This is a genomic window from Paraburkholderia sp. XV (assembly GCF_020177535.1).
In the GTDB taxonomy this organism is placed as follows: domain Bacteria; phylum Pseudomonadota; class Gammaproteobacteria; order Burkholderiales; family Burkholderiaceae; genus Paraburkholderia; species Paraburkholderia caribensis.
The window spans coordinates 1-24,818 of the sequence record NZ_JAGUUD010000099.1 but is presented as its reverse complement, the minus strand read 5'-3'; the positions used below and the strand labels follow the sequence as shown (position 1 = coordinate 24,818).

The window sequence follows — 24,818 nt, the reverse complement described above, 5'->3', positions numbered from 1 at the left end:
GCGATGTCGACGCTCACATGTCGGCGCCCGAAGGCGCGCTCTTCCGGGCTCCCAGCATGTTTGCAGGCCGCCGCGCAGCGCACGGCGTCGCCGGTCAGGCGCATGCGCCGGCAGCCTCCGCCGACGGCGCCGGCCGATCAATCCTGCAGCAGCGATACCACTTCATCGAGCGTCGGCGAATGCGCGCCCGAATGGCGGCAAGCCGCCGCGCCTGCCGCGAGCGAGAACGCCAGATGCTCTTCCCACTTGCGCTGCGGCGCCGTCATCAGACTGAACAGCAGCCCGCCGATCGACGCGTCGCCCGCGCCGACCGTATCGGCAACGGCCACGCGCGGCGGCGTTGCTTCGACGATCCGCTCGCCGTCGATCAGCGTAGCCGCCTCCGAGCCGCGCGTGACGAGCACGATCGCGGTCGGATTCATCGCGCGCAGCTGCGCGAGGGCGGCTGCTTCGTCGTCGGTCTTGAACAGCAGCCGCAGGTCTTCGTCCGATACCTTGATCAGATCGGCGAGCGACGCCATGTGGCGCAGCGTCGGCTCGTAGCCGTGCGCCATCAGGTTGCGGTAGTTCGGATCGAAGCTGATCTTCACGCCACGCTCGCGCAGCGCGGCGGCGAGCTTCGCGAGCGTCGCGCCGAGCGGCTGGCGCACGAGGCTGATGCAGCCGAAATGCGCCCACTTCACCTGCGACATCCAGCCTTCGGGCAGCTTCGACGGATCGAAGGCGAGGTCCGCGCTGTTGTCGCCCATGAAGAAATACGCAGGCGGGTGAGTCTGATGCACGACGGCCAGCAGCGGCGCACGCTCGACACGCTGCATGAAGCGCATGTCGAGACCCGCGGCGACGCTGGCGTTCCACAGGTCGTCGGAGAAATTGTCGACGCCGAGCGATCCGGCGCAGGCCGTCGGCAGACCCAGCCGCGCAACCGCTCGCGCCACGTTCCAGCCCGCGCCGCCGGGAACCGACAGCCAGCTGGCAGGGCCCGTGCGCACGAGATCGGTGAGGATGTCGCCGGCGGAAACGAATTCGGGAAACTCAGCGTGAAATTCAGGGCTCGCGCTCATGTTGCTCACCGTACGAGGTTATTCGGACGCGCCGGAAGGCTGCGCTGCGGGCCGCAGTGCGTGCAGCAGCACTTCGTAGCATGCGCCCATGGTGTGATAGTCGGTCTTGCCGGCCGGGCTCTTTTCGTCGCTGTACTTGCGGTTGTCGCACGTGAGAATGCGGTACCACGCGCCATAGCGATGATCGACGAAATGCGCCCAGCTGTAGCGCCAGATCTCGTCGTACCAGTCCCAGAAGCGCTCGTTGCCCGTGCGCTGGCCAAGCAGCGCGGCTGTCGCGAAGGTCTCGGCCTGCACCCAGAAGTACTTGTCGTGGTCGCAGACGGTGTAGTCCGGGCCGAAGCCGTAGTACAGGCCGCCGTGATCGTTGTCCCACGCGTGCGTCATCGCCGCGTCGAACAGTTCGATTGCGCGCGGCAGCAGCCACGGCAGCGGACGGTGGCGCTCCAGGATCAGCAGCAGCTTCGCCCATTCTGTCTGGTGGCCGGGCTGGAAGCCCCACGGACGGAAGATGTTCGAGCTGTCTTCCTCGTTGTAGTGCCAGTCCACCGACCAGTCGGCGTGAAAGTGCTCCCACACCAGACCTTGCGACAGCTTGGCCTGGCGCAGCGTGATGTTGGTCGCGACGCGCTCGGCGCGGTCGAGGTACACGAGATGGCCCGTCGCCTCGTAAGCGGCGAGCAGCGCCTCGGTGGTGTGCATGTTCGCGTTCTGGCCGCGATACGAGCTCACGCTCCAGTCAGGCGTGGCTTCGTCGGCGTACAGGCCGGCTGCCGGGTCCCAGAAACGGTGCTCCATCAGCTCGAAGGTGGCGGCGATCATCGGCTTCGCTTCTTCAATGCCTGCCATCGCCGCATGTGCGTACGCGAGCAGCACGAATGCGAGGCCGTAGCAGTGGCGCGTGGCGTCGAGCGTGCGCTTGTGGCCGTCGCGCCAGTCGATCTCCCAGTCGTAGCCCTGGTGATGCGGGTCCCAGTGGGCATCGCGCAGAAACTTCAGCCCATGCTGCGCATACTCCAGATGCTGCGGGTCGCCGAACTGCCGGTACGCCATCGCGTAGTTGAACACGTAGCGGCAACTGCTGACGAGGTGACGCGTCGCGCGGTTGTAGATCGTGCCGTCGTCGCGGAAGAAGTGGAAGAAGCCGCCGCTCGGATCGAGCACGTTCGGCGCGTAGAAGCGCAGGGTGTCTTCGATGTGAGACAGCAGGAAAGCGCCGTCGCGGAAGCTCGCGACAGGCGGCGCCTGGTGATTGGCGGTGTTGTTCGAAAGAGTCGTGTCGGGTTGTTTCATGGCGTGTTCACCGAAGTGCTGGCACGGACAACGAGTTGGACCGGAATGCGAATGTCGAGTGCTGACGGCGTGTCTTCGAGCAGCAGTTCGACGCCGCGCCGGCCGAGTGCTTCCTTGTCGACGGCGATCGTCGTGAGCGGCGGGCGCGCGTGCGCGGCGGCGGGAATGTCGTCGAAGCCGACGATCGCGATGTCTTCAGGCACCCGCAGGCCGCGCGCGAGACACACGCGCAGCGCCGCAAGCGCGGCGAGGTCGTTGTACGCGAAGACGGCGTCGGGGCGCGGGCCGGGGCGGTCGAGCAGTTGCTCCATTGCGAGCGCGGCGCCGGCGTCGGGGTCCAGCCCCGCGTCGATCGTCACTTCCAGCGACGGATCGAACAGCAGCCCCGCTTCGAAAAACGCGCGCCGGTAGCCGAGCGCGCGCTGCGCGATGCTGTAGTGCGCGAGCGAGCCGCCGATGAACGCGACGCGCGTGCGCTTCTGCGCAAACAGATGCTGCATCGCGAGCGCGGCGCCCGCCTGGTTATCGAGGTTCACCGAGCGCAGGTTCGGCGCCCACAAGTCGATCAGCACCAGCGGGCGCTTCATCGCCACGAGCGTCGTGAGCGTTTCCGGCTCGACGAACCCGGCGACGGCGATCGCGTCGGGCGCATGCAGGCGCATCTGCTGGACGACGTCCTCGGTCGGCCCCGCCGTCAGCACGGAAGGCACGATGCCGCGCTCGCGGCACGCGTCCTCGACACCGTGCAGCACGTGCGAGAAGAACGGGCTGACGGCGAAGTTGTTGTGATGACGATGTAGCAGAAACGTGAGCCGGCGAATGCGTGGACGCAGCTGCGCGGAATCGTAGCCGAGCCGGCGCGCCGTTTCGACGACGCGTTCGCGCGTCGTTTCCGACAAACCGGGCTGATTCTTCAGAGCGCGTGAGACGGTGCCGATCGACACGCTGGCCGCGCGGGCGACGTCGCGGATCGTTGTAGCCATCGAATAGAGCGGCCGCACGAGAGACGCGCGGCGGCGGAGTTCAAGTTCGGGTGATTGTATAGTAAAACCACTGAGCAAATCCCTCGCTCAATGGCTTTCGACACGCGTAGATACCCGTATACAGGCGGAGTGAAGGTGAATCTCTTGTTTAGTAAAATGCACTAAACGGCACGTTGGATTCATCAATCGATATTGACTGACGCGTCGCGCGGCAATGCGATGAAATGGATAGCGAACGTGTGCAGTCCGAGCCGTGCTGCGAAGGTGACGGTTCGTCGTGACAGAGGAATGTCGTCGCGGCGTGCTGCGCGGCTGGAGAGCACGCCGGAGGCCGGGAAGCCGGGCCAAGAAGAAGCTCAGTCGATGGTCACTGCCGTGCGTCCTTGCAGCAACATCTGACTTTCTTCGAACCCGATCATCACGAGACCAGACGCTGCGCTCTTCGCGCGGCGTTTCGCGAGCGCCGCAACCGATGCAATGTCTTCGCTGCTGTATACGGCTTCGCGCGATTGCGGCTGCACGAGCACGCAGCCGATCGCCATCGTCACGAAGCCGAAGAACGTCGGATTGCCGCGCCGGTCCTCACCACGGATGCCGCCCGCCAGGCGGTCGCCCGGCGCGTAGAAGCGCTGCGCGCCTTCGTTGAACACATGGATGGCGCGCTCTGCGCGCTCGCGCCAGTCTTCGCTCTGGAACAGGATCAGAAAATCGTCGCCGCCGACATGGCCGAGGAAATCGCGCGTCGGATCGCAGACTTCCGCGAGCACGTGCGCGGCGAACTTCAGCACCTCGTCGCCTTGCCAGTAGCCGTATTGGTCATTGAACGGCTTGAAGTGATTCAGGTCGACGTAGCAGGCGTAAAAGGCCGCTTCGTGGCTCAGCAGCCGCGTGATGTGCGAACTGATCGGAATGTTGCCCGGCAGGAAAGTCAGCGGATTCGCGTAACGCGCCGCCTCGATGCGCACTTCGGTCACCGCTCGCACGAGGCTTTCGCCCGTGCCGAGGCCGACGTACTTGCCGCCCTCGGTGATGACGAAGCCGTCCGCGAGGTAGCGCTGGTCGTCGCTGGCGAGCAGCTTGGCCATGTCTTCGACCGTCATCGATTTTTCGATGACCACGGGCGATGCGTTTGCAAACAGCAGGCACGGCCGCTTGCCGAACAGTTCACGGTGGTAGGGCAGCGCATAACGGTCCATGAACGCGCGCCGGTTGATCAGCGCGACCGGCTCGTTGTGCTCGACGACGGCGACGGCATGGAGGTTCGGCAGACGGTTGAAGAGTTCGAGCACGTCGTTGTTGGTCGCGTTGCGCGGCAGCGCGGGCGCATGCACGACCATCTTCGCCGATGCCATCCCGCCCGACGGCGACGCGCTCATCGCGCGCGTGGCCTCGGGGAACACGGCGATATGGCCGGCGCGCAATGCTTCGCGCGCGTCGTCGGAGACCTTGCGCGGCGGGTGCGCATGCGGCTTGCCGAAGAAATAGCCCTGGCCGCAGGCGATCCCCATGTCGCGCACGACGATCAGATCCGCCTCGTTTTCGATGCCCTCGGCCACCAGGCGCGCGCCGCTCGCGGCCGCGAAGTGCTGCATCGCCTTGACGGCTTCGAACTTGAGCGGGTCGCTGGCAATGTCGTGAATGAAGAACCGGTCGATCTTCACGACGTCCGGCTGCAGGCGCACCCACAGATTCATGCTGGCGTTGGCGGTGCCGTAGTCGTCGAGTGCGAACTGGGCGCCCGCCACCCGCAACATGGCGATGGCGGGCAGGAAACTGGCGACATCGGGAATCGCGCTCTGCTCGGTCAGTTCGATCACGATGCGTTCGGCATCGACGCCCATGTTCCGAAGCATGACGAAGGTGTCTTCGCGGTTGTCGGCGAGTTGGCGGATCGCGCCGGCGCTGAAATTCAGAAACAGCTTGCCCTCGTACTTGAGCTTCGCGAATGCCTCGATGCAGGTGTGCGCGGCGGCGCGTTCCAGTTCGATCACGCTGCCTTCGGCGGCCGCCTGCGCGAACAGCGCGTACGGCGCTTCGAGCGCGGAGCCGGCCGGCCCGCGGATCAGCCCTTCGTAGCCGAGAATCGCGCCGTCGTCGAAATCGACGATCGGCTGGAACACGGCGGACAGGTCACGCTGCGCAATCAGATCGACGATGCGCGGCGCTGCGATGGTGGAGAGCGAGCGTTGAGGCATGACACATGGCCGGAGCATTGGACCGTCGGCTTATCGGCAGCAAGTCGCTGAAATTAAATGAATTTTTAATGACGCCCCGCACCGTTCTGGTGCCCGGCGGAAGCGTTTTCATTATTTGGGGCGGCGGGCGTGTGCGTTTGTCCTATGCCGTCGTGCCGAGGCGACGGCAGCGGCCGGGCAGGATGAAATAACGAAAAAGCCGCCCGTAGGCGGCTTTCACGACATGCACTCAGGGAGAGCGCTTATGAATCTCGACTCATTCGAAACAGGCCTAGCGGCGCGCAACAGCGGCCGTCGTGCTCTTTTGCGCGGCGCGCTTCTCCGCGCTGACGTCGCGTGCGCCCCAGCGTTGCGCGAGCGCGGCGCAGACCATCAGCTGAATCTGATGGAACAGCATCAGCGGCAGCACCACGGCGCCGACCGCATGGGTGGCGAAGATCACTTTCGCCATCGGCACACCGGCGGCGAGGCTCTTCTTCGAACCGCAGAAGATAATCGTGATCTGGTCGGCGCGGCTGAAGCCCAGACGCTTGCCGACGAACATCGTCACCGCCAGCGCGAGCGCCAGCAGTACCGCGCACACCACGAGCAGCCCGCCCAGCGCGACGAGCGGAATCTGATGCCACAGCCCTTCGTTGACGGCTTCGCTGAACGCGGCGTACACCACCAGCAGGATCGAGCCCTGATCGACGAACTTCAGCACGCCGCGATTACGGTCTATCCATCCGCCAATCATCGGCCGCAGCAACTGCCCGGCGACGAACGGCACCAGCAGTTGCAGCACGATGTTCCACACCGTATGCCACGGCGACGTGCCGCTCGCGGCCTGGCTCGTGACGATCACGCTGACGAGCGCGGGCGTGATGAAGATGCCGAGCAGGCTCGAGGCGGACGCGCTGCACACGGCGGCGGGTACATTGCCCTTCGCGATCGACGTGAACGCGATCGAAGATTGAACCGTCGACGGCAGCGTACAGAGGAAGAGGATGCCGGCGTAGAGCGCAGGCGTCACGAGGGGCGAAAGAAGCGGTTTGAGTACGAGCCCGAGTACAGGAAACAGCGCGAACGTGCTTAGCAGCACGACGAGGTGCAGCCGCCAGTGCGTGGCACCAGCAATGATCGCTTCGCGTGAGAGCTTGGCGCCGTGCAGGAAGAACAGCAGCCCGACCGCGAAATCCGTGACCCAGTTGAACGCCGTCGCCGCGTGGCCGTGCACCGGCAGCAGGCTGGCGAAAATCACCGTGCCTATCAGGCACAGCGTGAATTTGTCGGGCAGGAGTTTCGGACGTGCCATCTTTCAAATCTCGATGCAGGTGCAGCGATCGCCTTGATTGCCGTGGGCGGGCGCCAAAGGGCTATTGTCCGCGCAAAGTGATTGAAAAAGCAAATTCATTTGCCGAATCGATTAATTACCTTGGCGCATGAAACGCCCGTCGACGTACATGGTTGCGTTCGCATCGAGTCTGCTGCTCGGAGCGACCGTTGCGAGCCTCCGGAATCTGTCGAAACGACACCTCGAAAGGGGCATATTTCAGCCCCACTGTTCATACGAATTCAGGTGTTCGAACGACCGCGTTTCAGCGCTTTTTCGCCTTGCGCCGCAAGAGGTTTGTGGCGAAAAAACGTCGCAGTAACAATGCGTTACAAGAGTGCCGCAGACCTAACATATTTTGGCTCGACACCCTTGGAGGGCGCCAATAAATTACTGTTCGAAGGCCGATGGGGCATCGCGCGAGACAGCTTGTCATGGCAAGTCGCGCAGCTCCGGAACCAGCCAAGCCGTAGCTCGAACGGCGGGCTCTCAGGCGGGTCGTCGGGCAGGTGAAACATGGTGCTTGTAGGGCTGTCCAGGATCAAATGGTGGGTGACGGGCGCGCTGATCGTCGCGCTGACTTCGCTCGCCTATGCGAAGCCGTCATTTGTCGGTCATGGAGGACACGGGTTCTTCGGCGGCGCGTCGAGTTTTCAAGGGGCGTCGTTCGGTGGCCCTGTCCATGGAAACGCTGCGCCGCGCGCCAACATCTCGCGCGGCATGGCGACGCCGCACTACAGCGGCCGATATGCGCGAAGCGAAGCGCCGCGCTCGCGCGGCAACGCGTCGGACCGGAACAGTGTGAACAACACATTCGCTGGGCGTGTGGGTGGCAGCAATGCGTCCGGTTACACCGCGCAACGCTTGACGCTTCCCGCCGACGTCTACCGCAACCGCCCCGCCGCGCAATACGGCGGCACCCAGTATGCCGGTGCGATCACGCCCATCAGCACCGAGTCGCGTAACGCGCCGCGACCGCCTGCGAATGCGCAATCGGCGCACGTCGGATCGATCCGTGACGACGTCACGCGCTACAACGAAGAGCGCGGCGCATCGCGCCCGATCCCGCGCCCGCCAGGGGACTCGTCGCGCATCCCGTCCCCGTCGCCTTACCGTAACTGATCAGATCTCAGTCTCCTGCCGGACGTTACTCAGTTCGGTCCATTCTGTTGTTCCCCGCCTTTCTCTGAGACCGGATCGGTCTCGTCTCAAGTTCAGCTACTCAAACTTCTCGGTGTCCGCACGTCCGACAAAATACCCCGTTTGATCTGACGTAAGCACGCCACACATTTTTGAAAACGCTCGTCAGCCTACGGCGTTTGTCATCAAATCGCCTCTTCGTTGTGGCGGCGCATCAATCATCGCCGATGCGCTTCGCATTACCCGCTCTGCTGTAGAATCCGCGCGCTTCGAAGGGCGGGCGGGTGATTGCGGCACTGCGGAAACAAGGTGCGTCGGCAACCAGTATCAGGCCGAAAGTCCACCAAACTATTCAGTCCCATATACCCGCAATAACCACAGATATTTTTGTCCATAAAAATGGTCCGCAAAGATTTGTCCCAGCCCAGATTGGCTCGACGATCAAACGGATAAACAAACACGGATCGGCGAGCGCCCCGCTGCACAGCCACACCTTTTGACAAAGACAGGAGAACCCATGAATACCACCATCAGCCGTGCGCTGAGAACAACCCTGAAGGCGAGCGTTATCGGCGCCATGCTGGCCGTCGCATCGACGTCGTCGTTCGCGCAGTCGAGCGTGCAGCTTTATGGTCAGGTCGACGAATGGGTCGGCGTCACGAAGTTCCCGGGCAGCCAGAGCGCATGGAACGTGTCGGGTGGCGGTATGTCGACGTCGTACTGGGGCATCAAGGGCGCCGAAGATCTGGGCAACGGCTACAAGGCGATCTTCACACTGGAGGACTTCTTCCGCGCGCAGAACGGCAAGTACGGCCGCTTCGATGGCGACACGTTCTTCGGGCGTAACGCGTACGTCGGCATCGAGTCGCCGTACGGCACGTTGACGGCGGGCCGTCTGACCACGCAACTGTTCGTGTCGACGATTCTGTTCAATCCGTTCATCGACTCGTATGTGTTCTCGCCGATGGTTTATCACGTGTTCCTCGGCCTGGGCACGTTCCCGACCTACACGACGGACATGGGCGTGGTTGGCGATTCCGGCTGGAACAACGCGGTTCAGTATTCGTCGCCGGACTTCAACGGCCTGTCGGGCAGCGCGATGTATGCATTGGGCAATTCGGCCGATCACAACGGCTCGAAAAAATACAGCGCGCAGTTCCTGTATTTCCACGGTCCGTTCGCGGCGACGGGCGTGTTCCAGTACGTGAACTTCAACAACTCGCCCACCGACCTCGGCTCGCTGGTTTCCGGCCTGAAGAGCCAGTCGGTTGGCCAGCTGGGCGTGTCGTACGACCTGAAGTTCGCGAAGTTCTACGGTCAGTACATGTACACGAAGAACGATCAGGACGTCGGCAGCTGGCACGTGAATACGGCCCAGGGCGGCGTGTCGGTGCCGCTCGGCACGGGCACGGTGATGGCGTCGTACGCGTACTCGCGCGATTCTGGCGGTCTGGACCAGATGCACCAGTCGGCGGCGATCGGTTACGACTACCCGCTGTCCAAGCGGACCGACGTCTACGCGGCCTATCTCTACGACAAGTACACGAGCCTGGCGTCGGGCTATACGGCCGGCGTCGGTATTCGCGCGAAGTTCTGATCGCGACAGCTACACGACAGCGGCGCGACGGCGTGCGCGGCGCGCCGTCGTGCAGTTCTCCGCGAAGCCCTGCCTTCCTCACGGAAGGCGGGGCTTTTTCTTTCCGATGCTCGCTCGTGCCGCGCATTGTCGACCGCTCCTTGATAAAGTCCCGGAAACCAGCCTGATTCATTCCTATTCCGAGCGATCGCCATGGATACCCTCGTCAGCATGAAAGTGTTTCGCCACGTGGTCGAGGTCGGCAGCTTCGTCGGCGCGGCGGAGAAGATGGACATGTCGGCGGCGATGGCGAGCAAGCATGTGATGCATCTGGAGCAGCAACTCGGCGCGCGGCTCCTGAACCGGACCACGCGCCGCGTCGCGCCAACGGAAGCGGGCCGCGAGTACTACGAGCGTCTGAGCCAGGTCTTGAGCGAGCTCGACGAAGCCGAGCAGGCGGTCGGCGCGGCGAGCATCGTGCCGCAAGGGCGCTTGCGCGTGTCGACGTTGTCCGCGTTCGGCTTGCGGCACGTGATGAGCGCCGTCGCCGACTATGCGACGCAGTATCCGCAAGTCACCGTCGATATCACGCTGTCGGACCGCGTCGTCGAACTGATCGACGAGGGCTACGATGTCGCGATTCGCGCGTCGCCGTCGGGGCTGAAGTCGTCGTCGCTGATCGCGCGCCAGGTGGCGACCGCGCATCTCGTGCTGTGCGCGTCGCCGGACTATATCGAGCGGCACGGCGCGCCCAAAACTACCGCCGATCTCGCGCGCCACAACTTCATCCAGTACGCGGGCGTGTCGGCGCTCGAACTGGTCGCGGGCGCGAATGCCGAAAGCGCGCGCGTCAAGCTGTCGGGCAATCTGATAGTCAACCATCTGGAGGCGCAGCGCGTCGTCGTGCTGCAGGGCGCGGCGCTCGCGCTGCTCGGCACGGAAGTGATCGGCGACGATCTCGCCGCTGGCCGCCTCGTGCCGCTGCTCGTCGATGCACTGCCGCCGCGCGAGCTGCCCATCCATGTCGTCTACGCGAGCCGACGGCATCTGTCGGCAAAGGTGCGCTCATTCGTCGATTTCATCGCGGAGCGTTTTTCGAGCGAGACGCTGTGGCCCACGCTCGAGCAGATCAGGGCGCTCGCCGCGCGGTGAGATTCGCGGCGCGGCGCACGTCGGTTCGCTCCCACTGAACGCCGCACGGACGATCGGGTCGTATCGTTATACTGGTTGCAGCACCCGAAGCAGAGACGAACGAACCTGACGATTCGATCCGGGGGAGACATGACTGATCTTTCCACGCCGCAGCGCATCGGCGACGACGCGCCCGCTTCCCGCTCTTCCGCGCCGCGCTCGCCGCACGAGCCGTCCTCGCGACGCCTGCGTTTCGTCACGGCCGCCGCGCTGTTCGACGGCCACGACGCGTCGATCAACATCATGCGGCGCATCCTGCAGGCGAGCGGCGTCGAGGTGATCCACCTTGGCCACAACCGCTCCGTCGAAGAAGTCGCGACGGCGGCGCTGCACGAAGACGCAGACGGCGTCGCGGTGTCGAGTTATCAGGGCGGGCACGTCGAATATTTCCGCTATCTGGTCGATCTGTTGCGCGAGCGTGGCGGCGAGCGGATCAAGGTGTTCGGCGGCGGCGGCGGCGTGATCGTTCCCGATGAGATCGCGGCGTTGCAGCGCTACGGCGTCGAGCGTATTTACTCGCCGCACGACGGCCAGCGGCTCGGCTTGCAAGGGATGATCGACGACATGATCGCGCGTTGCCGCGACGCGGCGCGAGCGGACACCCAGCCTGCGCAACTCCTTGTCGACCTGAAGGACGCGATGCACCGCGACACGGATCGAGCCGGGCGTGTCGCCGCATTCCGCAAGCTCGCGCAACTGATCACCTCGCTCGAAACCGGCGACGTCGATCCCGCCACGCGTGCGGCACTTGCCGCGCAAGCCGGACCCACGCGCGTGCCCGTGCTGGGCATCACAGGGACGGGCGGCGCGGGCAAGTCGTCGCTGACCGACGAGTTGATCCGGCGTTTTCGCCTCGACTACGGCGACACCTTGACCATCGCCGTGATCGCCAGCGATCCTTCTCGCCGCAAATCGGGCGGCGCGCTGCTCGGCGATCGTATCCGCATGAATGCGATCGGCGACTGGGGCAGCGGCGCGCGCGTCTTCATGCGTTCGCTGGCGACGCGCGAGGCATCGAGTGAAATCTCCGACGCGCTGCCCGACGCAATCGACGCCTGCAAGATGGCGGGCTTCGATCTGATCGTGGTCGAAACGTCGGGCATCGGACAGGGCGATGCCGCGATCGTGCCGCACGCCGACAAGTCGCTGTACGTGATGACGCCGGAGTTCGGCGCCGCAAGCCAGCTTGAAAAGATCGACATGCTCGATTTCGCGGATGTTGTCGCGATCAACAAGTTCGACCGCAAAGGCGCCGCCGACGCGTTACGCGACGTCGCAAAACAGGTGCAGCGTAACCAACATAAATTCGCGTCGAAAATTGAGGAGATGCCGGTATTTGGTACGATTGCGTCGCGTTTCAACGACGACGGCGTGACGGCTGTGTACCAATATGTCGCGAAGACACTGCACGATCACGGTCTGCATGAGAGCGACGGGCGATTGCCGAAACTGCAAGGCGTGCGGCATTCGACAGGCCGTAACGCCATCGTGCCGCCCGCGCGCGTGCGCTACCTGTCGGACGTCGCGTTGACGGTGCGCGGTTATCGGGAGCGCGTCGAAGCGCAGTCGCAGCTCGCGCGGGAACGTTGGCAGCTCGACGAAGCGCGCCGCATGCTGAACGAGGCGAACGGCCGCGTGCAGGATGCCGCTGCGTTCGATTCGCTCATCGACGCTCGCGCGTCGCAGATGGGCGAGCGCGAGAAGGCGCTGCTCGATGCGTGGCCGAACACAGTCGCTGCCTATTCCGGCGACGAACATGTCGTGAAGATTCGCGACAAGGAAATCCGCACCGCGCTCACCGTCGAAACACTGTCGGGCTCGAAAATCCGCAAGGTCGCGTTGCCGGCGTTCAAGGACCCCGGCGAAATCCTGCGCTGGCTGATGCTCGATAACCTGCCCGGCTACTTTCCGTTCACGGCGGGCGTGTTTCCGTTCCGCCGCGAGAACGAAGACCCGACACGCATGTTCGCGGGCGAGGGCGACCCGTTCCGCACCAACCGCCGTTTCAAGCTGCTGTCCGAAGGAATGCCCGCGAGGCGCCTGTCGACGGCGTTCGATTCCGTCACGCTCTACGGCGAAGAGCCGCACGAAAGGCCCGATATCTACGGCAAGGTCGGCAACTCAGGTGTTTCCGTGGCGACGCTCGACGACATGAAAGCGCTCTACGACGGCTTCGATCTGTGCGCGCCCGACACGTCGGTGTCGATGACGATCAATGGACCCGCGCCGACCATTCTCGCGATGTTCTTCAACGTTGCGATCGATCAGCAGATCGCGCTCGCGCACGCGAAAGCGCAACAGGAAAACCGCGAACTTTCCGAAGACGAACTCGATGCCGCGCGTCGCTTCGCGCTGGAAAACGTGCGCGGCACGGTGCAGGCCGACATCCTGAAGGAAGATCAAGGGCAGAACACCTGCATCTTTTCGACGGAATTCAGCCTGAAGGTGATGGGCGACATACAGGCGTATTTTGTCGAGCACGGCGTGCGCAATTTCTATTCGGTGTCGATCTCCGGCTATCACATCGCGGAGGCGGGTGCGAACCCGATCTCGCAGCTCGCGTACACGCTCGCAAACGGCTTTACCTATGTCGAGGCGTATCTCGCGCGCGGTATGGCTATCGACGATTTCGCACCGAACCTGTCGTTCTTCTTCTCGAACGGAATGGACCCGGAATATACGGTGCTCGGCCGTGTCGCGCGGCGTATCTGGGCCGTTGCGATGCACGACCGCTACGGCGCGAACGAACGCAGCCAGAAGCTGAAGTATCACGTGCAGACATCAGGCCGCAGCCTGCACGCGCAGGAAATCGACTTCAACGATATCCGCACCACGTTGCAGGCGCTGATCGCGATCTACGACAACTGCAACTCGCTGCACACCAACGCGTTCGACGAAGCGATCACCACGCCGACGGAAGACTCGGTGCGCCGCGCGGTCGCGATCCAGCTGATCATCAATCGCGAATGGGGACTCGCGAAGAACCAGAACCCGAACCAGGGCAGCTTCGTCATCGACGAACTGACGGATCTCGTGGAAGCGGCCGTGCTCGCGGAGTTCGACCGGCTCACCGAGCGCGGCGGCGTGCTCGGTGCAATGGAAACGGGGTATCAGCGCGGCCGCATTCAGGACGAGTCGATGCTGTACGAGCATCGCAAGCATGACGGGTCGTATCCGATTGTCGGCGTGAATACGTTCCTTGGCGCGCATGCGCACGACGCGCCGCCGCCCATTGCGCTCGCGCGCTCGACGGAAGAAGAGAAGCAGGGGCAACTGAAGCGCCTGCGCGCTTTCCAGTCATCGCGTGAAAGCGACGCCCCGGCGATGCTGGAGCGCCTGAAGCAGGCCGTCATCGACGATGAAAATGTCTTCGCCGTGCTGATGGAGGCGGTGCGCGTCTGCTCACTGGGACAGATCACCCATGCGCTGTTCGAAGTGGGCGGTCAGTACCGACGCAACATGTGACGGCTTCGTGAAACGAAAAGGCCGCGTCTGCGGCCTTTTCAGATTTTGCGTGCGGACCCGCCCGGCGACTCAGCGACCAATCCCGAGCCGAGTCTTCGCTGCCTGATATTCGTCCTTCAAACGGGCGACGAGTTCGGCGACGTCAGGCACATCGTGCATCAGACCCACGCCCTGGCCCGCGCCCCAGATGTCTTTCCACGCCTTCGCCTTATCGCTGCCGAAGTTCATCGCCGTCTTGTCCGACTCGGGCAGCGCATCGGGATCGAGTCCCGCGTTCTGGATGCTCTCGCGGATGTAGTTGCCGTGCACGCCCGTGAAGAGATTCGTGTAGACGATGTCGGCGGCATTCGCGTTGATGATCGCCTGCTTGTAGCCTTCAACGGCGTGCGCTTCCTTCGTCGCGATGAAGCGCGTGCCCATGTATGCGAGGTCGGCGCCCATCGCCTGCGCGGCGAGGATCGAGCCGCCGTTCGCAATCGAGCCGGACAGCACGATCGGGCCGTCGAACATGCGCCGCACTTCGCCGACCAGCGCGAACGGCGACGTCGTGCCCGCGTGGCCGCCCGCGCCCGCGGCGACCAGAATCAGCCCGTCGACCCCGGCGTCCAGCGCCTTCTGCGCGTGACGCAGATTGATCACGTCATGCAGCACGATGCCGCCATAACTGTGTACGGCATCGACGATCTCCTTGGCGGGCGCACGCAGGCTCGTGATGAAAATCGGCACCTTGTGTTCGACGCACACGCGGATGTCGTGCTCCAGTCGCGCATTCGACTGATGCACGATCTGGTTCACGGCAATCGGCCCGATCACGGCGTTCGGGTTCGCCGCCTTGTGCGCGGCGAGCGATGTCTGAATCTGCGTCAGCCATTCGTCGAGCAGTTCGGCCGGGCGCGCGTTGAGCGCCGGAAAGGAACCGACGATCCCCGCCTTGCACTGCGCAAGCACGAGCTCGGGGTAGCTGACGATGAACATCGGCGAGGCGACGACGGGCAGAGCAAGGTTCTGCAGAACGGCGGGCAAGGCCATGGTGCGAGTCTCCAGATCGACATGCCGGTGCATCCGATGCCCGGCGATATGAGTGTAGCGGCTGCCGTCCACGTGTCGCTTCAAACAGCCGTTGAGTTTCAAATTTAAGAACGATCGTTCGATTATAGGTGAGTCTGGGCCGCGTTGCTCGTTCGGTGTCGTTGGAAGGAGTGTTCAGGTTCTACGAAAGCGTGGGCTATCCCACTCGCCGCGACACACTCGCCTTCTACAATGCCCAGATTTACACCGACAACGAGTTCCGTCATGCCCTTCGCGGACTTCACACCTTTCCGGGTCACGGCCGGCGACGTCGATATTCATGGAGTCAAGGGCGGAGCAGGACCGCCTTTGCTGCTGCTGCACGGTCATCCGCAGAGCCATCTGATCTGGCATCGATGCGCGGCGCAACTCGCCGAGCATTTCACCGTGATCGCGACCGATCTGCGCGGCTACGGCGCGTCGGCGAAACCGACGAGCGACGCGACGCACACGGCGTATTCAAAGCGCGCGATGGCGGCGGACCAGGTCGCCGTGATGCGGCACTTCGGCTACGAGCGGTTTCTGGTGTCCGCGCATGATCGCGGCGCGCGGGTCGCGCACCGGATGGCGCTCGACTTCCCCGATGCCGTCGAACGCCTGATGCTGCTCGACATCGCGCCGACGCTCGCGATGTACGAAGCCACCGACCGCACGTTCGCAACGCTCTATTTCCACTGGTTTTTCCTGATCCAGCCGGAGCCGCTGCCCGAGACGCTGATCGAAGGCAATCCCGACGTCTACGTCGACCGCGTGATGGGCAGCCGTCACGCGGGCCTCGCGCCGTTCGCGCCCGAGGTGCTCGTCGAGTATCGCAAGGCCTTGCGGCAGCCGGGCGCCGTGCACGCGATGTGCGAGGACTACCGCGCCTCCGCGACGATCGATCTCGAGCACGATCGCGCCGATATCGAACGCGGCCACAAGATTGCCTGTCCGCTGCGCGTGCTGTGGGGCGCGGAAGGCGTAGTCGAAAAGTGCTTCGAGCCGATCGCCGAATGGCGCAAGGTGGCGCGCGACGTCAGCGGCCGTTCGCTGCCGTGCGGCCACTACATTCCCGAGGAAGCGCCCGCCGAACTCGTTGCGGAGATGTTGTCCTTCTTCGAAGCCGTCGAGCTTTGATTCCCGGGGGCTTTCCAGCCGCTCGACGCCTCAGGCGAGTGGCGGCAAGCGCCGCGGCACCGGCGTCGATTTGACGATCGCGGTGCTGGTTTCCGCACGCTCGGTCACTTTCGACAGGATCTCGTCGAGCTGATCGATCGAACGCAGATACAGGCGGCAGATGAAGCAATCGTCGCCCGTCACCTTGTCGCATTCGACGAACTCCGGAATGCGGCGAATCACGTCTTCCACCAGATGCAACTGACCCGGCAGCGGCTTCACGCGCACGATCGCCTGCAGCGTGTAGCCGAGCGCGCGCGGATCGATCTGCACGGTGAAGCGCTCGATCACGCCTTGCGCGTCGAGGCGGCGCAAGCGGTCCGCCGTCGCGGGCGCCGACAGGCCGACATTGCGCGCGAGTTCGCTGACGGGCTGGCGCGCGTCGTCGGCGAGACTCGCGAGCAACATGCGGTCGGTGTCGTCGAGCGTCGTGGGCGCGGGCGCTTGTCTGGTTTCGGGATTAAGGCGCTTTGTCATTTTGGCCTTTGCATTTAAGGTGGATTTGGTCGATGGCCTGATTTTAGATATGTATCGGCCACTTCAGATTAATTACACTGATCGCAAGATGTGATTCTTCTGGAGGCTTTCAGATGGCGGCAAACAACGAAGTGCGGCGCGGCGCGTTCGAGATGACGCTCGCGATGCTGATGTCGGGGACGATTGGCTGGCTCGTCGTTTCGTCGCAGCAATCGGCGCTGAACGTCGCGTTCTTCCGATGCCTGTTCGGCGGCGCGACGCTCTTGCTGATCTGCGCGGTGCTCGGACTGCTCAAACGCAAGCTGTTTTCGTGGAAGATGATCGCGCTCGCCACGTTCAGCAGCGCGGCCATCGTCATGAACTGGGTGCTGCTGTTCGCTGCGTACTCGCGCGCGTCGATCTCGATGGCGACGACCGTCTACAGCACGCAGCCTTTCATGCTCGTCGCACTTGGCGCGCTGGTGTTCCGCGAGCGCGTGACGGCATCGACGCTCGCCTGGCTGCTGATCGCATTCGTCGGACTCGTGTTCGTCGTGAAAGTGGAGCCGGCCGTACTCGCGATGCCGGGGCAATATCTGCAAGGCGTCGCGTATGCCGTCGGCGCGGCTTTCCTGTACGCGGTTTCGTCCGTCATCACAAAGCACTTGAAGAACACGCCGCCGCACCTTATCGCGCTGATTACGGTGACGACAGGCGTCGCCATGCTCGCACCGTTCGTGCAGTATGACGCGTTGCCCACGACGGGCGCGCACTGGTTGCAACTCGTCACGCTCGGCATAGTGAACACGGGAATCATGTACGTGCTGCTGTACGGCGCAATCCAGAAACTGCCGACGGCGATGACGGGCGCGCTGTCCTTCATCTACCCAGTCGTAGCAATCGTGGTCGACCGGATCGCGTTCGGCCAGAAGCTCGCGTGGATTCAGGTGGCCGGCGCGGTGCTGATCCTGCTGGCGGCGGCGGGCGTGAATCTCGGGTGGCGCATCGTGCCGGCGCGCCGCTACTCCATATAACGGTACTTCATACCGATAGTACGGAATCCGAATAACGTGTCAGGTCGGACGTTAAGAATCTGTAGGGAAATCACCGATGCGTTCGAAAGCTACGCGCGGTTATTATTTCTTCGACGCTGATCACGTCAACAGTAATTGCGCCGCTCGAACCGAAAGCCGAGCGGCTTTCTTTTTATACGGCCGTGCACGCGGCTTCGTGCCCACGAATCAATCGGCGCGCGCAGTGATCTGCTCGCCGTCGAATCGCAGCGGCCCGTTCTCCGCCGCCAATCCTTCTACCAGTTCACGCAACAGTGCGGGCCATGCGCTGCGCGGCTTCAGCATCGATGCCGCGGCCCGCATCACGCTCGCGTCGTCGAGCATGCGCAGTAAGGCTTCGAAAGATAGCGACCGTGCGTCGAGCAGCTTGAACACGATCAACACCTTCAGCGCGTTTTTCGCGTTACGCGCCGGATCGGCGCGCAGCCATGCAACCCGCGACAACGCGCGATCGAGCGCCGCATGCACATCGGAAAACGGCGCGCCGTGGCCGGGAATCACAGTCTTCACATCCAGCGTGCCGATCAGTTCGAGCACGGCCTGTTGCTCCGCGAAACCGCTGTCGCCTTCGAGTTCTGGAAAGATCACACCGAAGCCGTTTTCCCACAGCGCGTCCGCGCTGATCAGCAGCTTTTGCCCGGCGCAATAGAGCATCAGCGAGTGCGGGTCGTGGCCCGGCGCGCCGAGCACATCCCAGTCGAGTGCGCCGAGTGTCAGGCGCATGCCCGGTTCGATCGTGTCTGAAAACGCGAAACGTTCGCAGAATTGACCCGTTGCGCGAAACGTCAGACGCGACTCGTCCCATTCGCGCACCGCATCCGCTTCCGTCGATGGAATCAGCGTCCGGCATGGCCACGTTGCCTGCAATTGCGCGTTGCCGCCGCAGTGATCCGAATGCAGATGCGTGTTGACGATCAGGTCGAGCGGCCGCGTGCCGAGCGCATGCCGGACGAGCGCGGCCGTTTGCGCCGCGTGCGACGCGTAGCCGGTATCGACCAGCGCCGCGCTTGCATCGTCGACGAGCAGCACGTTGTTCGACGACAGCCAGCCGCGTTCGAACACGCGTATCGACGGAGGCAGCGCGATCATGCGCCGCCTTCCTGTGCGGCGGGCTTCGGCATCACGAGTATCGTCGACTTGCCGATCAGTACCGTTTCGCCGCGCTGGTTTACGACGCTGCCTTCGAGTTGCGTCAGATCGCCATTGAGACTCGCCTTCCAGAATGCGCCGACGACGCGCCAGGTCATCGTCAGCGTGTCGCCGCTGTGCGCGGCTTTCTTCAGCTTGATGTCGAACTCGAGCCCGAGCGGTTGTGCGTAGGTCGAGTAGTGCGTGGCGAGCAGCGCCATGAAGTGCGCGGTCGGCTGCGTGCCGGAGGCGATCAGGCCGCCGAAGCGGCTTTGCGCCGCGTACGCGTCGTCGTGATGAAGCGGGTTGAGGTCGTTCACGAGCGTGGCGAACGATTTGATCGATTCCGCAGCAAGGCTCAGCGTCGCGCTGAATGTCTCGCCGACGGTGACGACGCGCGGCGGCGTGTTCATGTTTTCGTCTCGCGTTTCGGTGCTTGCTTCGCCATGAAGTCCACGTGGCGCCTGTCGATTGCATCCCACACCGCGCGCTTTGCCGCGTCGTCGAACGAAGACCAGTTTGCGATTTCGTCGATCGTGCGCAGGCAACCGTCGCACAGCCCCGTGGACGGGTTCATCCGGCACACGTTGATGCATGGCGAAGGAACGGGCGCGATGGATTGTGCCGGGTCCTGAACGCGAGCGGTGTCGGCTGTCATGCCGTCTCGCGCAACGCCACGTCGATGACGGGTGCGCCCGTCAGCGTGGCCAGTTCCTGCGGCGTCAGGTTGAACACGGCGTGCGGATGACCGGCGGCGGCCCACAGGCTGTCGAGCGTGAAGAGATCGGCGTCGATCAGCGTGACGGGCGTCGTTGCGTGACCGATCGGACACACGCCGCCGATCGCATAACCCGTCTTTTCGCGCACGAACTTCGCGTCCGCGCGCGCAATCTCGCCGACTTGCGCGGCCACCTTCTTTTCATCTACGCGATTCGCGCCGCTCGCGATGATCAGCACGGGCGCGTCGTCTTCGCGGCGACGAAACAGGATCGACTTGGCGATCTGCGCGATCGAGCAGCCCAGTCCCGCCGCCGCTTCCGCCGAGGTCTTGCCCGTTTCCGGCAGCATCACGACCTGCCCGGCATGGCCGCGCTCGCGCAGCAAGAGCGCGACGCGGCGCGCCGACTCGGGCAGCGAATCCAGATCAGGCGTGTGAGGTGTTTGTACCGTTGCGTTATCCGACATGTGGTGGGTTCCTGTGATGGGTCATACGCAGGTGGACTTTTCGCTGCGCGCCTTCGCCAGCAGCGCTTTGCCCGCGCGCGATACGTTCGGCTTGCCGATCGACGTCGAAATGAAATCGCCGATCTCGACGACCTGCGCGAGGTCGATGCCTGTCTCGATGCCGAGTCCGTTCATCAGATACAGCACGTCTTCCGTGGCGACATTGCCCGTCGCGCCCTTTGCATAAGGACACCCGCCGAGGCCCGCCACCGACGCATGAAAAATCTCGATGCCTTCCTGCAGCGCGGCGTAGATGTTCGCGAGCGCCTGGCCGTAAGTATCGTGGAAATGCCCTGACAGACGCTCGCGCGGAAACACTTGCGTGACGGCGGCGAACACTTCGCGCGTGCGCTTCGGCGTGCCGACGCCGATCGTGTCGGCGATGTCGATCTCGTCGCAACCGAGCGCGGCGAAACGCTCGACCACATCGACCACGGACGCGACGGGCACGTCGCCCTGATACGGACATCCCAGCGAGCACGACACGCTGCCGCGTATGCGCAGGCCCTTGTCCTTCGCAGCCTGCGCGACGGGCACGAAGCGCTCGATGCTTTCCGCAATGCTGCAATTGATGTTCTTTTGCGAGAACGCCTCGCTGGCCGCGCCGAAGATCACGATCTCGTCGGCGCGCGCGGCGAGCGCGCCTTCGAAGCCGCGCAGGTTCGGCGTCAGCACCGAGTAGATCGTGCCCGCGCGACGCGCGATGCCCGCCATCACGTCGGCGCCGTCGGCCATCTGCGGCACCCACTTGGGCGACACGAACGACGCCGCTTCCACATTTCTGAACCCGGCCGCCGACAGACGATTGATCAACTCGATCTTGACGTCAGTGGGTACGAATTCCTTCTCGTTCTGCAGCCCGTCGCGCGGACCGACTTCGACGATTTTCACTGCTTGTGGCATGGTCATGTTTGTCTCCTGTGTCGACGGCAGCCGGCGCTTGCCGCGAGATTATCGTGTTGCCAACGCGCTCAGTAGCCGCGCCCGATATCGACGATTCCGCCGATCGGCTCGCCACGCATCAGCGCGTCGATCTTCTGCGCAATCTGCGCAATGCTTTCTTCGCGCAGCGTCAACGCCGAGATATGCGGCGTGATCGAGATGCGAGGGTGCGTCCAGAACGGATGCTGCGACGGCAACGGTTCCTCGACGAATACGTCGAGCGTTGCTGCGGCGATCTGGCCTTGCTCCAGCGCAACGAGCAAATCCTGTTCGACGAGATGCGCGCCGCGCGCGATATTGACGAGGTACGCGCCGCGCGCGAGCTTCGAGAAGTTGCGCTGATTCAGCACGCCATGCGTGTCGGGCGTGTGCGGCAGCAGATTGACGAGCACGCTGAGGCCATCGAGGAACGCGTCGAACTGCGCTTCGCCCGCAAAGGTCGCGACGCCGTCAATTTCGCGCGCGCTGCGGCTAAAGCCACGCACCGGGAAGCCCGCCGCGGCGAGCGTCGTCGCGACATGCGAGCCGAGCACGCCCAGACCGAGCACGCCGACCGTGAAGGTTTCGCGCGTATGCGGTTCGAGCACATGCCAGCGCTGTTCTGCCTGAAGCCGGTCGTATTCGTCGAAGCGTCGCATGTAGCGCAGCACCGCGTGCATCACATACTCGGACATCTGCTGCGCCATTCCTGTGTCTTCGAGCCGCACGAGCTGCGCGTTGCGCGGCAGCGTGCCGGGATGCTCGCGTTCGAGCTTCAGGATCGCGTCGACGCCGGCGCCCAGGTTGAAGATCGCACGCAAGTCGTCGCGGCCGGCGAGCATCTCGCGCGGCGGTTTCCAGACGACGGCGACATCGGCGGGGGCGTTGTCGCCCGGGTGCCATTCGCGCAAGTCGACGCCCGGCAGTACGCGCGACAGATCGTGCAGCCAGACATCGGCATCGGATTGCGGTGTATAGAACAGGACTTTCATGCGTGGCCGGTTGAGCGTTGCTGTCGCCAGATGTCGGGCGGCTTTTATGGATAGGCTTCATTCTACTTTTTCGCCGCCCTTCGCGCGCATTCCCGCGGACGCGAGGCGCACGATGCGGGCGCGAGCGGGCACGCGCAGCGGCACGGCGATATGCAAAGCACGAAAAATTGGTTCAAGCCATGCGCCGCCCACGCGACAATGATTTCCAGATTCCCGCTACGAGGAAAGAATCATGTTTTCGTGCACCCGATCGATCTGGCCGCCAAGGCTCGTGACCGTGCCGGGCTTGCACGGCAGCGAAGGGGCACACTGGCAAACCTGGCTGGAGCGCCAGTTTCCGCGTGCCTTGCGAGTCGAGCAGACGGATTGGGACGCACCGGATCTCGCAATATGGGCGCAGGCGGTGCGCGATGTACTGGCCAGCGAGCGCGGGCCGTTTGTGCTTGCGGCGCATAGCTTTGGGTGCCTCGCCGCCGTGCATGCGTTGCAACAGGGCGTGCCAGTGGCCGATATAGCGGGCGTGCTATTCGTCGCGCCTGCCAGCCCGAAGAAGTTCGAGTTTGCGGGTGCATTCGACGCACGCCGTCTTGGCGTGCCTTCCATTTTGATCGGCAGCGAGACCGACCCGTGGATGGCGCTTGCCGACGCGCGCGAGTTGGCAAGGCATCTGGGCAGCGCGTTCGTCAATCTGGGCGATGCAGGTCACATCAATACTGCCGCGGGCTTTGGACCGTGGCCGCGCGCGAAATACTTCGTGGACACGCTCGCGCATTGCGCCGCGCCGCTACGGTTTCACGATGATAGCGAGGCGCTTGCCACGCAGGTAGTCGGCTAGCCTGCGGCCTGGCAAGGTCATATTTGTCAGATCCAGTGGAAGCCCTTGGCCAGCAGACCGGCGAGCGCGAAGTTCGCCGCCCATAGCAGGCGGAATTCGGTGCGCATGATACTTTCCAGCGCACTGAAGCGCTGGTCGACGTAGGCCCTCAACTCTCGCACTTCACGTTTGAGTTCTTCGAGGTTCTGGAGAATATGTTCGATTGTGGTTTCAGCCCGGGTCATGCGTGCCTCCATATTGAGACCACCGTGGATCAGTCGAAGCGTGTGAAAGCGGTGCTTCACAAGGGGTTTTTCTAGCGTTTCCATTCGTATCATCCTAAGCAAAATCTTTCTTAAGTAGGGTTCTGAATGATCAGAAACCCAACGGACGAACAACGGCAAATTGCGCTGCAACGCGACGATCCGCGTTTCGCGTGCACCGTTACGAACCAATCGTACGCGCGGCTATCAAGTCGAGAAACCTGGCCGGACGACGTAGGAATTTGTCCACGCGTTCTCACGAATCGATCCGCTAGAATCGCTGCTCCAGCCGCAACGTCGCGGCGACATGCTTCATCATTGACAAGCGGGGAAAAGATGGCAGGCAGAGGGGATCAAACGCGCAGGCTCGTGGTTGGCTTCATGACGTTGACGCTTTCGCTCGGCGCTGCGCAGGGCGCGCGTGCGGATGCATCGCTGCTGAACGTGTCGTACGACGTCACGCGCGAGCTGTACAAGGACATCAATCCGGGCTTCATTGCGGCGTACAAGCAGAAGAGCGGCGAGACGGTCTCGGTCAAACAGTCGCACGGTGCGTCGAGCGCACAGGCGCTGTCGGTGTTGCAGGGGTTGCAGGCTGACGTCGTGACGATGAACCAGCCGAACGACATCGATCTGCTGGCCGAGCGTGGCCAGCTCGTGCCCGCGAACTGGCGGGCGCGCCTGCCGGACCACAGTGCGCCGTACACGACGACGATGGTGTTCCTCGTGCGCAAGGGCAATCCCAAGCACATCAAGGACTGGGACGATCTGGCGAAGCCCGGTGTGCAGGTCGTGATTCCGAATCCGAAGACGGCGGGCAATGGCCGCTACACGTATCTGGCCGCGTGGGGTTACAAGAAGCAGAATGGCGCAACGGATGCACAGGCGCTCGATTTCGAGAAGGCGATCTTTCGCAACGTGCCGGTGCTCGATACGGGCGGGCGCGGCGCGACGACGACGTTCACGCAGCGCGACATCGGTGACGTACTGGTGACGTTCGAAAACGAAGTGTCGCTGATCGACACGGGCGTCGGCGCGGGCAGTTTCGAGGCCGTGTATCCGTCGATGAGCATTCTGGCCGAGCCGCCCGTCGCGATCGTCGACAAGGTCGTCGACAAGCGTGGCACGCGTAAGGAAGCGCAGGCGTATGTTGACTATCTGTACACGGCGCCCGCGCAGGAGATCATCGCGCAGCACCACTTGCGTCCGCGGGATCCTGCCGTGCTTGCGAAGCATGCGAGCGAGTTCAAGCCGTTGAAGACGTTCACCGTCGAACAGGTGTTCGGCAGTTGGCAGAAGGCGCAGCAAACGCATTTCGCAGATGGGGGTACGTTCGATCAGATCATCGTAGATAGGAAATAGGCGCAGAGCGCTGGGGGGGTCTTGTCTGCGACGCTGGGTGGTTTGCCTGTTTTGGTGCTGGCATCCGCGGTTTGCCTCTGCCTTTGCTTTCGCTGGCATCCGCGTTACGTTAGCGTGCTTCACGCGTCGCCCCTGTGCGGGGC

Annotated in this window: 22 protein-coding genes; 8 read left to right on the top strand and 14 right to left on the bottom strand. The window is 63.6% G+C overall.

The window, feature by feature from the left end:
• Positions 1 to 137: 137 nt before the first annotated feature.
• The 5 genes from KFO72_RS32420 to KFO72_RS32400 form a co-directional block, all read right to left on the bottom strand.
• Positions 138 to 1,064, bottom strand: coding sequence for a carbohydrate kinase family protein (locus KFO72_RS32420; protein ID WP_054929537.1), 927 nt, complete (start codon positions 1,062 to 1,064; stop codon positions 138 to 140).
• An 18-nt stretch (positions 1,065 to 1,082) separates the two neighbouring features.
• A complete protein-coding gene (locus KFO72_RS32415; protein WP_060599355.1) occupies positions 1,083 to 2,357 on the bottom strand; it encodes an AGE family epimerase/isomerase in 1,275 nt (424 codons plus the stop codon).
• Positions 2,354 to 3,340, bottom strand: coding sequence for a LacI family DNA-binding transcriptional regulator (locus KFO72_RS32410; RefSeq protein WP_035987656.1), 987 nt, complete (start codon positions 3,338 to 3,340; stop codon positions 2,354 to 2,356). Before KFO72_RS32410 ends, KFO72_RS32415 begins: the two co-directional genes overlap by 4 nt.
• A 356-nt stretch (positions 3,341 to 3,696) precedes the next feature.
• Positions 3,697 to 5,535, bottom strand: a complete 1,839-nt coding sequence (locus tag KFO72_RS32405; RefSeq protein ID WP_225033826.1) for an EAL domain-containing protein — start codon at positions 5,533 to 5,535, stop codon at positions 3,697 to 3,699.
• 271 nt (positions 5,536 to 5,806) lie between these two features.
• The gene (locus tag KFO72_RS32400) at positions 5,807 to 6,829 is read right to left on the bottom strand and encodes a bile acid:sodium symporter family protein (RefSeq protein ID WP_225033825.1); all 1,023 of its coding nucleotides are present in this window, start codon (positions 6,827 to 6,829) and stop codon (positions 5,807 to 5,809) included.
• Positions 6,830 to 7,363: 534 nt separating this feature from the next.
• Between KFO72_RS32400 and KFO72_RS32395 the strand changes: the two genes are divergently transcribed.
• The 4 genes from KFO72_RS32395 to icmF all read left to right on the top strand — a co-directional run bounded on the left by KFO72_RS32395 (position 7,364) and on the right by icmF (position 14,219).
• A complete protein-coding gene (locus tag KFO72_RS32395; RefSeq protein WP_060599353.1) occupies positions 7,364 to 7,969 on the top strand; it encodes a hypothetical protein in 606 nt (201 codons plus the stop codon).
• Positions 7,970 to 8,504: 535 nt separating this feature from the next.
• The gene (locus KFO72_RS32390) at positions 8,505 to 9,584 is read left to right on the top strand and encodes a porin (protein WP_035986998.1); all 1,080 of its coding nucleotides are present in this window, start codon (positions 8,505 to 8,507) and stop codon (positions 9,582 to 9,584) included.
• A 192-nt stretch (positions 9,585 to 9,776) separates the two neighbouring features.
• On the top strand, positions 9,777 to 10,715 hold the full coding sequence (locus KFO72_RS32385) for a LysR family transcriptional regulator (RefSeq protein WP_054929542.1): 939 nt from the start codon (positions 9,777 to 9,779) through the stop codon (positions 10,713 to 10,715).
• Positions 10,716 to 10,844: 129 nt separating this feature from the next.
• Positions 10,845 to 14,219 (top strand): fused isobutyryl-CoA mutase/GTPase IcmF, encoded by a 3,375-nt coding sequence (gene icmF, locus KFO72_RS32380; protein WP_225033824.1) that lies wholly within the window; start codon positions 10,845 to 10,847, stop codon positions 14,217 to 14,219.
• Between the two features lie 69 nt (positions 14,220 to 14,288).
• Here the strand turns inward: icmF and KFO72_RS32375 are convergent, their stop codons facing one another.
• Entirely contained in the window at positions 14,289 to 15,248 is a 960-nt protein-coding gene (locus KFO72_RS32375; RefSeq protein ID WP_062915835.1) for an NAD(P)H-dependent flavin oxidoreductase, read from the bottom strand.
• 264 nt (positions 15,249 to 15,512) lie between these two features.
• Between KFO72_RS32375 and KFO72_RS32370 the strand changes: the two genes are divergently transcribed.
• Positions 15,513 to 16,403, top strand: coding sequence for an alpha/beta fold hydrolase (locus tag KFO72_RS32370; protein WP_225033823.1), 891 nt, complete (start codon positions 15,513 to 15,515; stop codon positions 16,401 to 16,403).
• 30 nt (positions 16,404 to 16,433) lie between these two features.
• Here KFO72_RS32370 and KFO72_RS32365 read toward each other — a convergent pair whose 3' ends face one another.
• On the bottom strand, positions 16,434 to 16,919 hold the full coding sequence (locus KFO72_RS32365) for an Lrp/AsnC family transcriptional regulator (RefSeq protein WP_224099735.1): 486 nt from the start codon (positions 16,917 to 16,919) through the stop codon (positions 16,434 to 16,436).
• Positions 16,920 to 17,032: 113 nt separating this feature from the next.
• Between KFO72_RS32365 and KFO72_RS32360 the strand changes: the two genes are divergently transcribed.
• The gene (locus tag KFO72_RS32360) at positions 17,033 to 17,932 is read left to right on the top strand and encodes a DMT family transporter (protein WP_225033822.1); all 900 of its coding nucleotides are present in this window, start codon (positions 17,033 to 17,035) and stop codon (positions 17,930 to 17,932) included.
• 207 nt (positions 17,933 to 18,139) lie between these two features.
• Here the strand turns inward: KFO72_RS32360 and KFO72_RS32355 are convergent, their stop codons facing one another.
• The 6 genes from KFO72_RS32355 to KFO72_RS32330 form a co-directional block, all read right to left on the bottom strand.
• Positions 18,140 to 19,060, bottom strand: a complete 921-nt coding sequence (locus tag KFO72_RS32355; protein ID WP_062915031.1) for an MBL fold metallo-hydrolase — start codon at positions 19,058 to 19,060, stop codon at positions 18,140 to 18,142.
• Positions 19,057 to 19,512, bottom strand: coding sequence for a MaoC family dehydratase (locus KFO72_RS32350; protein ID WP_060599346.1), 456 nt, complete (start codon positions 19,510 to 19,512; stop codon positions 19,057 to 19,059). Before KFO72_RS32350 ends, KFO72_RS32355 begins: the two co-directional genes overlap by 4 nt.
• Positions 19,509 to 19,757 carry a DUF1289 domain-containing protein gene (locus tag KFO72_RS32345; protein ID WP_035986981.1) on the bottom strand — a complete coding sequence of 83 codons (249 nt, stop codon included), beginning with the start codon at positions 19,755 to 19,757 and terminating at the stop codon, positions 19,509 to 19,511. The genes KFO72_RS32350 and KFO72_RS32345 overlap by 4 nt, the downstream gene beginning before the upstream one ends.
• Positions 19,754 to 20,284 carry a YbaK/EbsC family protein gene (locus tag KFO72_RS32340; protein WP_054929549.1) on the bottom strand — a complete coding sequence of 177 codons (531 nt, stop codon included), beginning with the start codon at positions 20,282 to 20,284 and terminating at the stop codon, positions 19,754 to 19,756. Before KFO72_RS32340 ends, KFO72_RS32345 begins: the two co-directional genes overlap by 4 nt.
• Positions 20,285 to 20,305: 21 nt before the next feature.
• On the bottom strand, positions 20,306 to 21,232 hold the full coding sequence (locus KFO72_RS32335) for a hydroxymethylglutaryl-CoA lyase (protein WP_062915033.1): 927 nt from the start codon (positions 21,230 to 21,232) through the stop codon (positions 20,306 to 20,308).
• A gap of 62 nt (positions 21,233 to 21,294) precedes the next feature.
• Entirely contained in the window at positions 21,295 to 22,236 is a 942-nt protein-coding gene (locus KFO72_RS32330; RefSeq protein WP_225033821.1) for a 2-hydroxyacid dehydrogenase, read from the bottom strand.
• Positions 22,237 to 22,468: 232 nt separating this feature from the next.
• Between KFO72_RS32330 and KFO72_RS32325 the strand changes: the two genes are divergently transcribed.
• Entirely contained in the window at positions 22,469 to 23,071 is a 603-nt protein-coding gene (locus KFO72_RS32325) for an RBBP9/YdeN family alpha/beta hydrolase (protein WP_107202467.1), read from the top strand.
• 26 nt (positions 23,072 to 23,097) lie between these two features.
• Here KFO72_RS32325 and KFO72_RS32320 read toward each other — a convergent pair whose 3' ends face one another.
• A complete protein-coding gene (locus KFO72_RS32320; protein ID WP_062915035.1) occupies positions 23,098 to 23,379 on the bottom strand; it encodes a hypothetical protein in 282 nt (93 codons plus the stop codon).
• Between the two features lie 270 nt (positions 23,380 to 23,649).
• Between KFO72_RS32320 and KFO72_RS32315 the strand changes: the two genes are divergently transcribed.
• Entirely contained in the window at positions 23,650 to 24,675 is a 1,026-nt protein-coding gene (locus tag KFO72_RS32315; RefSeq protein ID WP_054929554.1) for a sulfate ABC transporter substrate-binding protein, read from the top strand.
• The last annotated feature ends 143 nt before the right edge of the window (positions 24,676 to 24,818 follow it).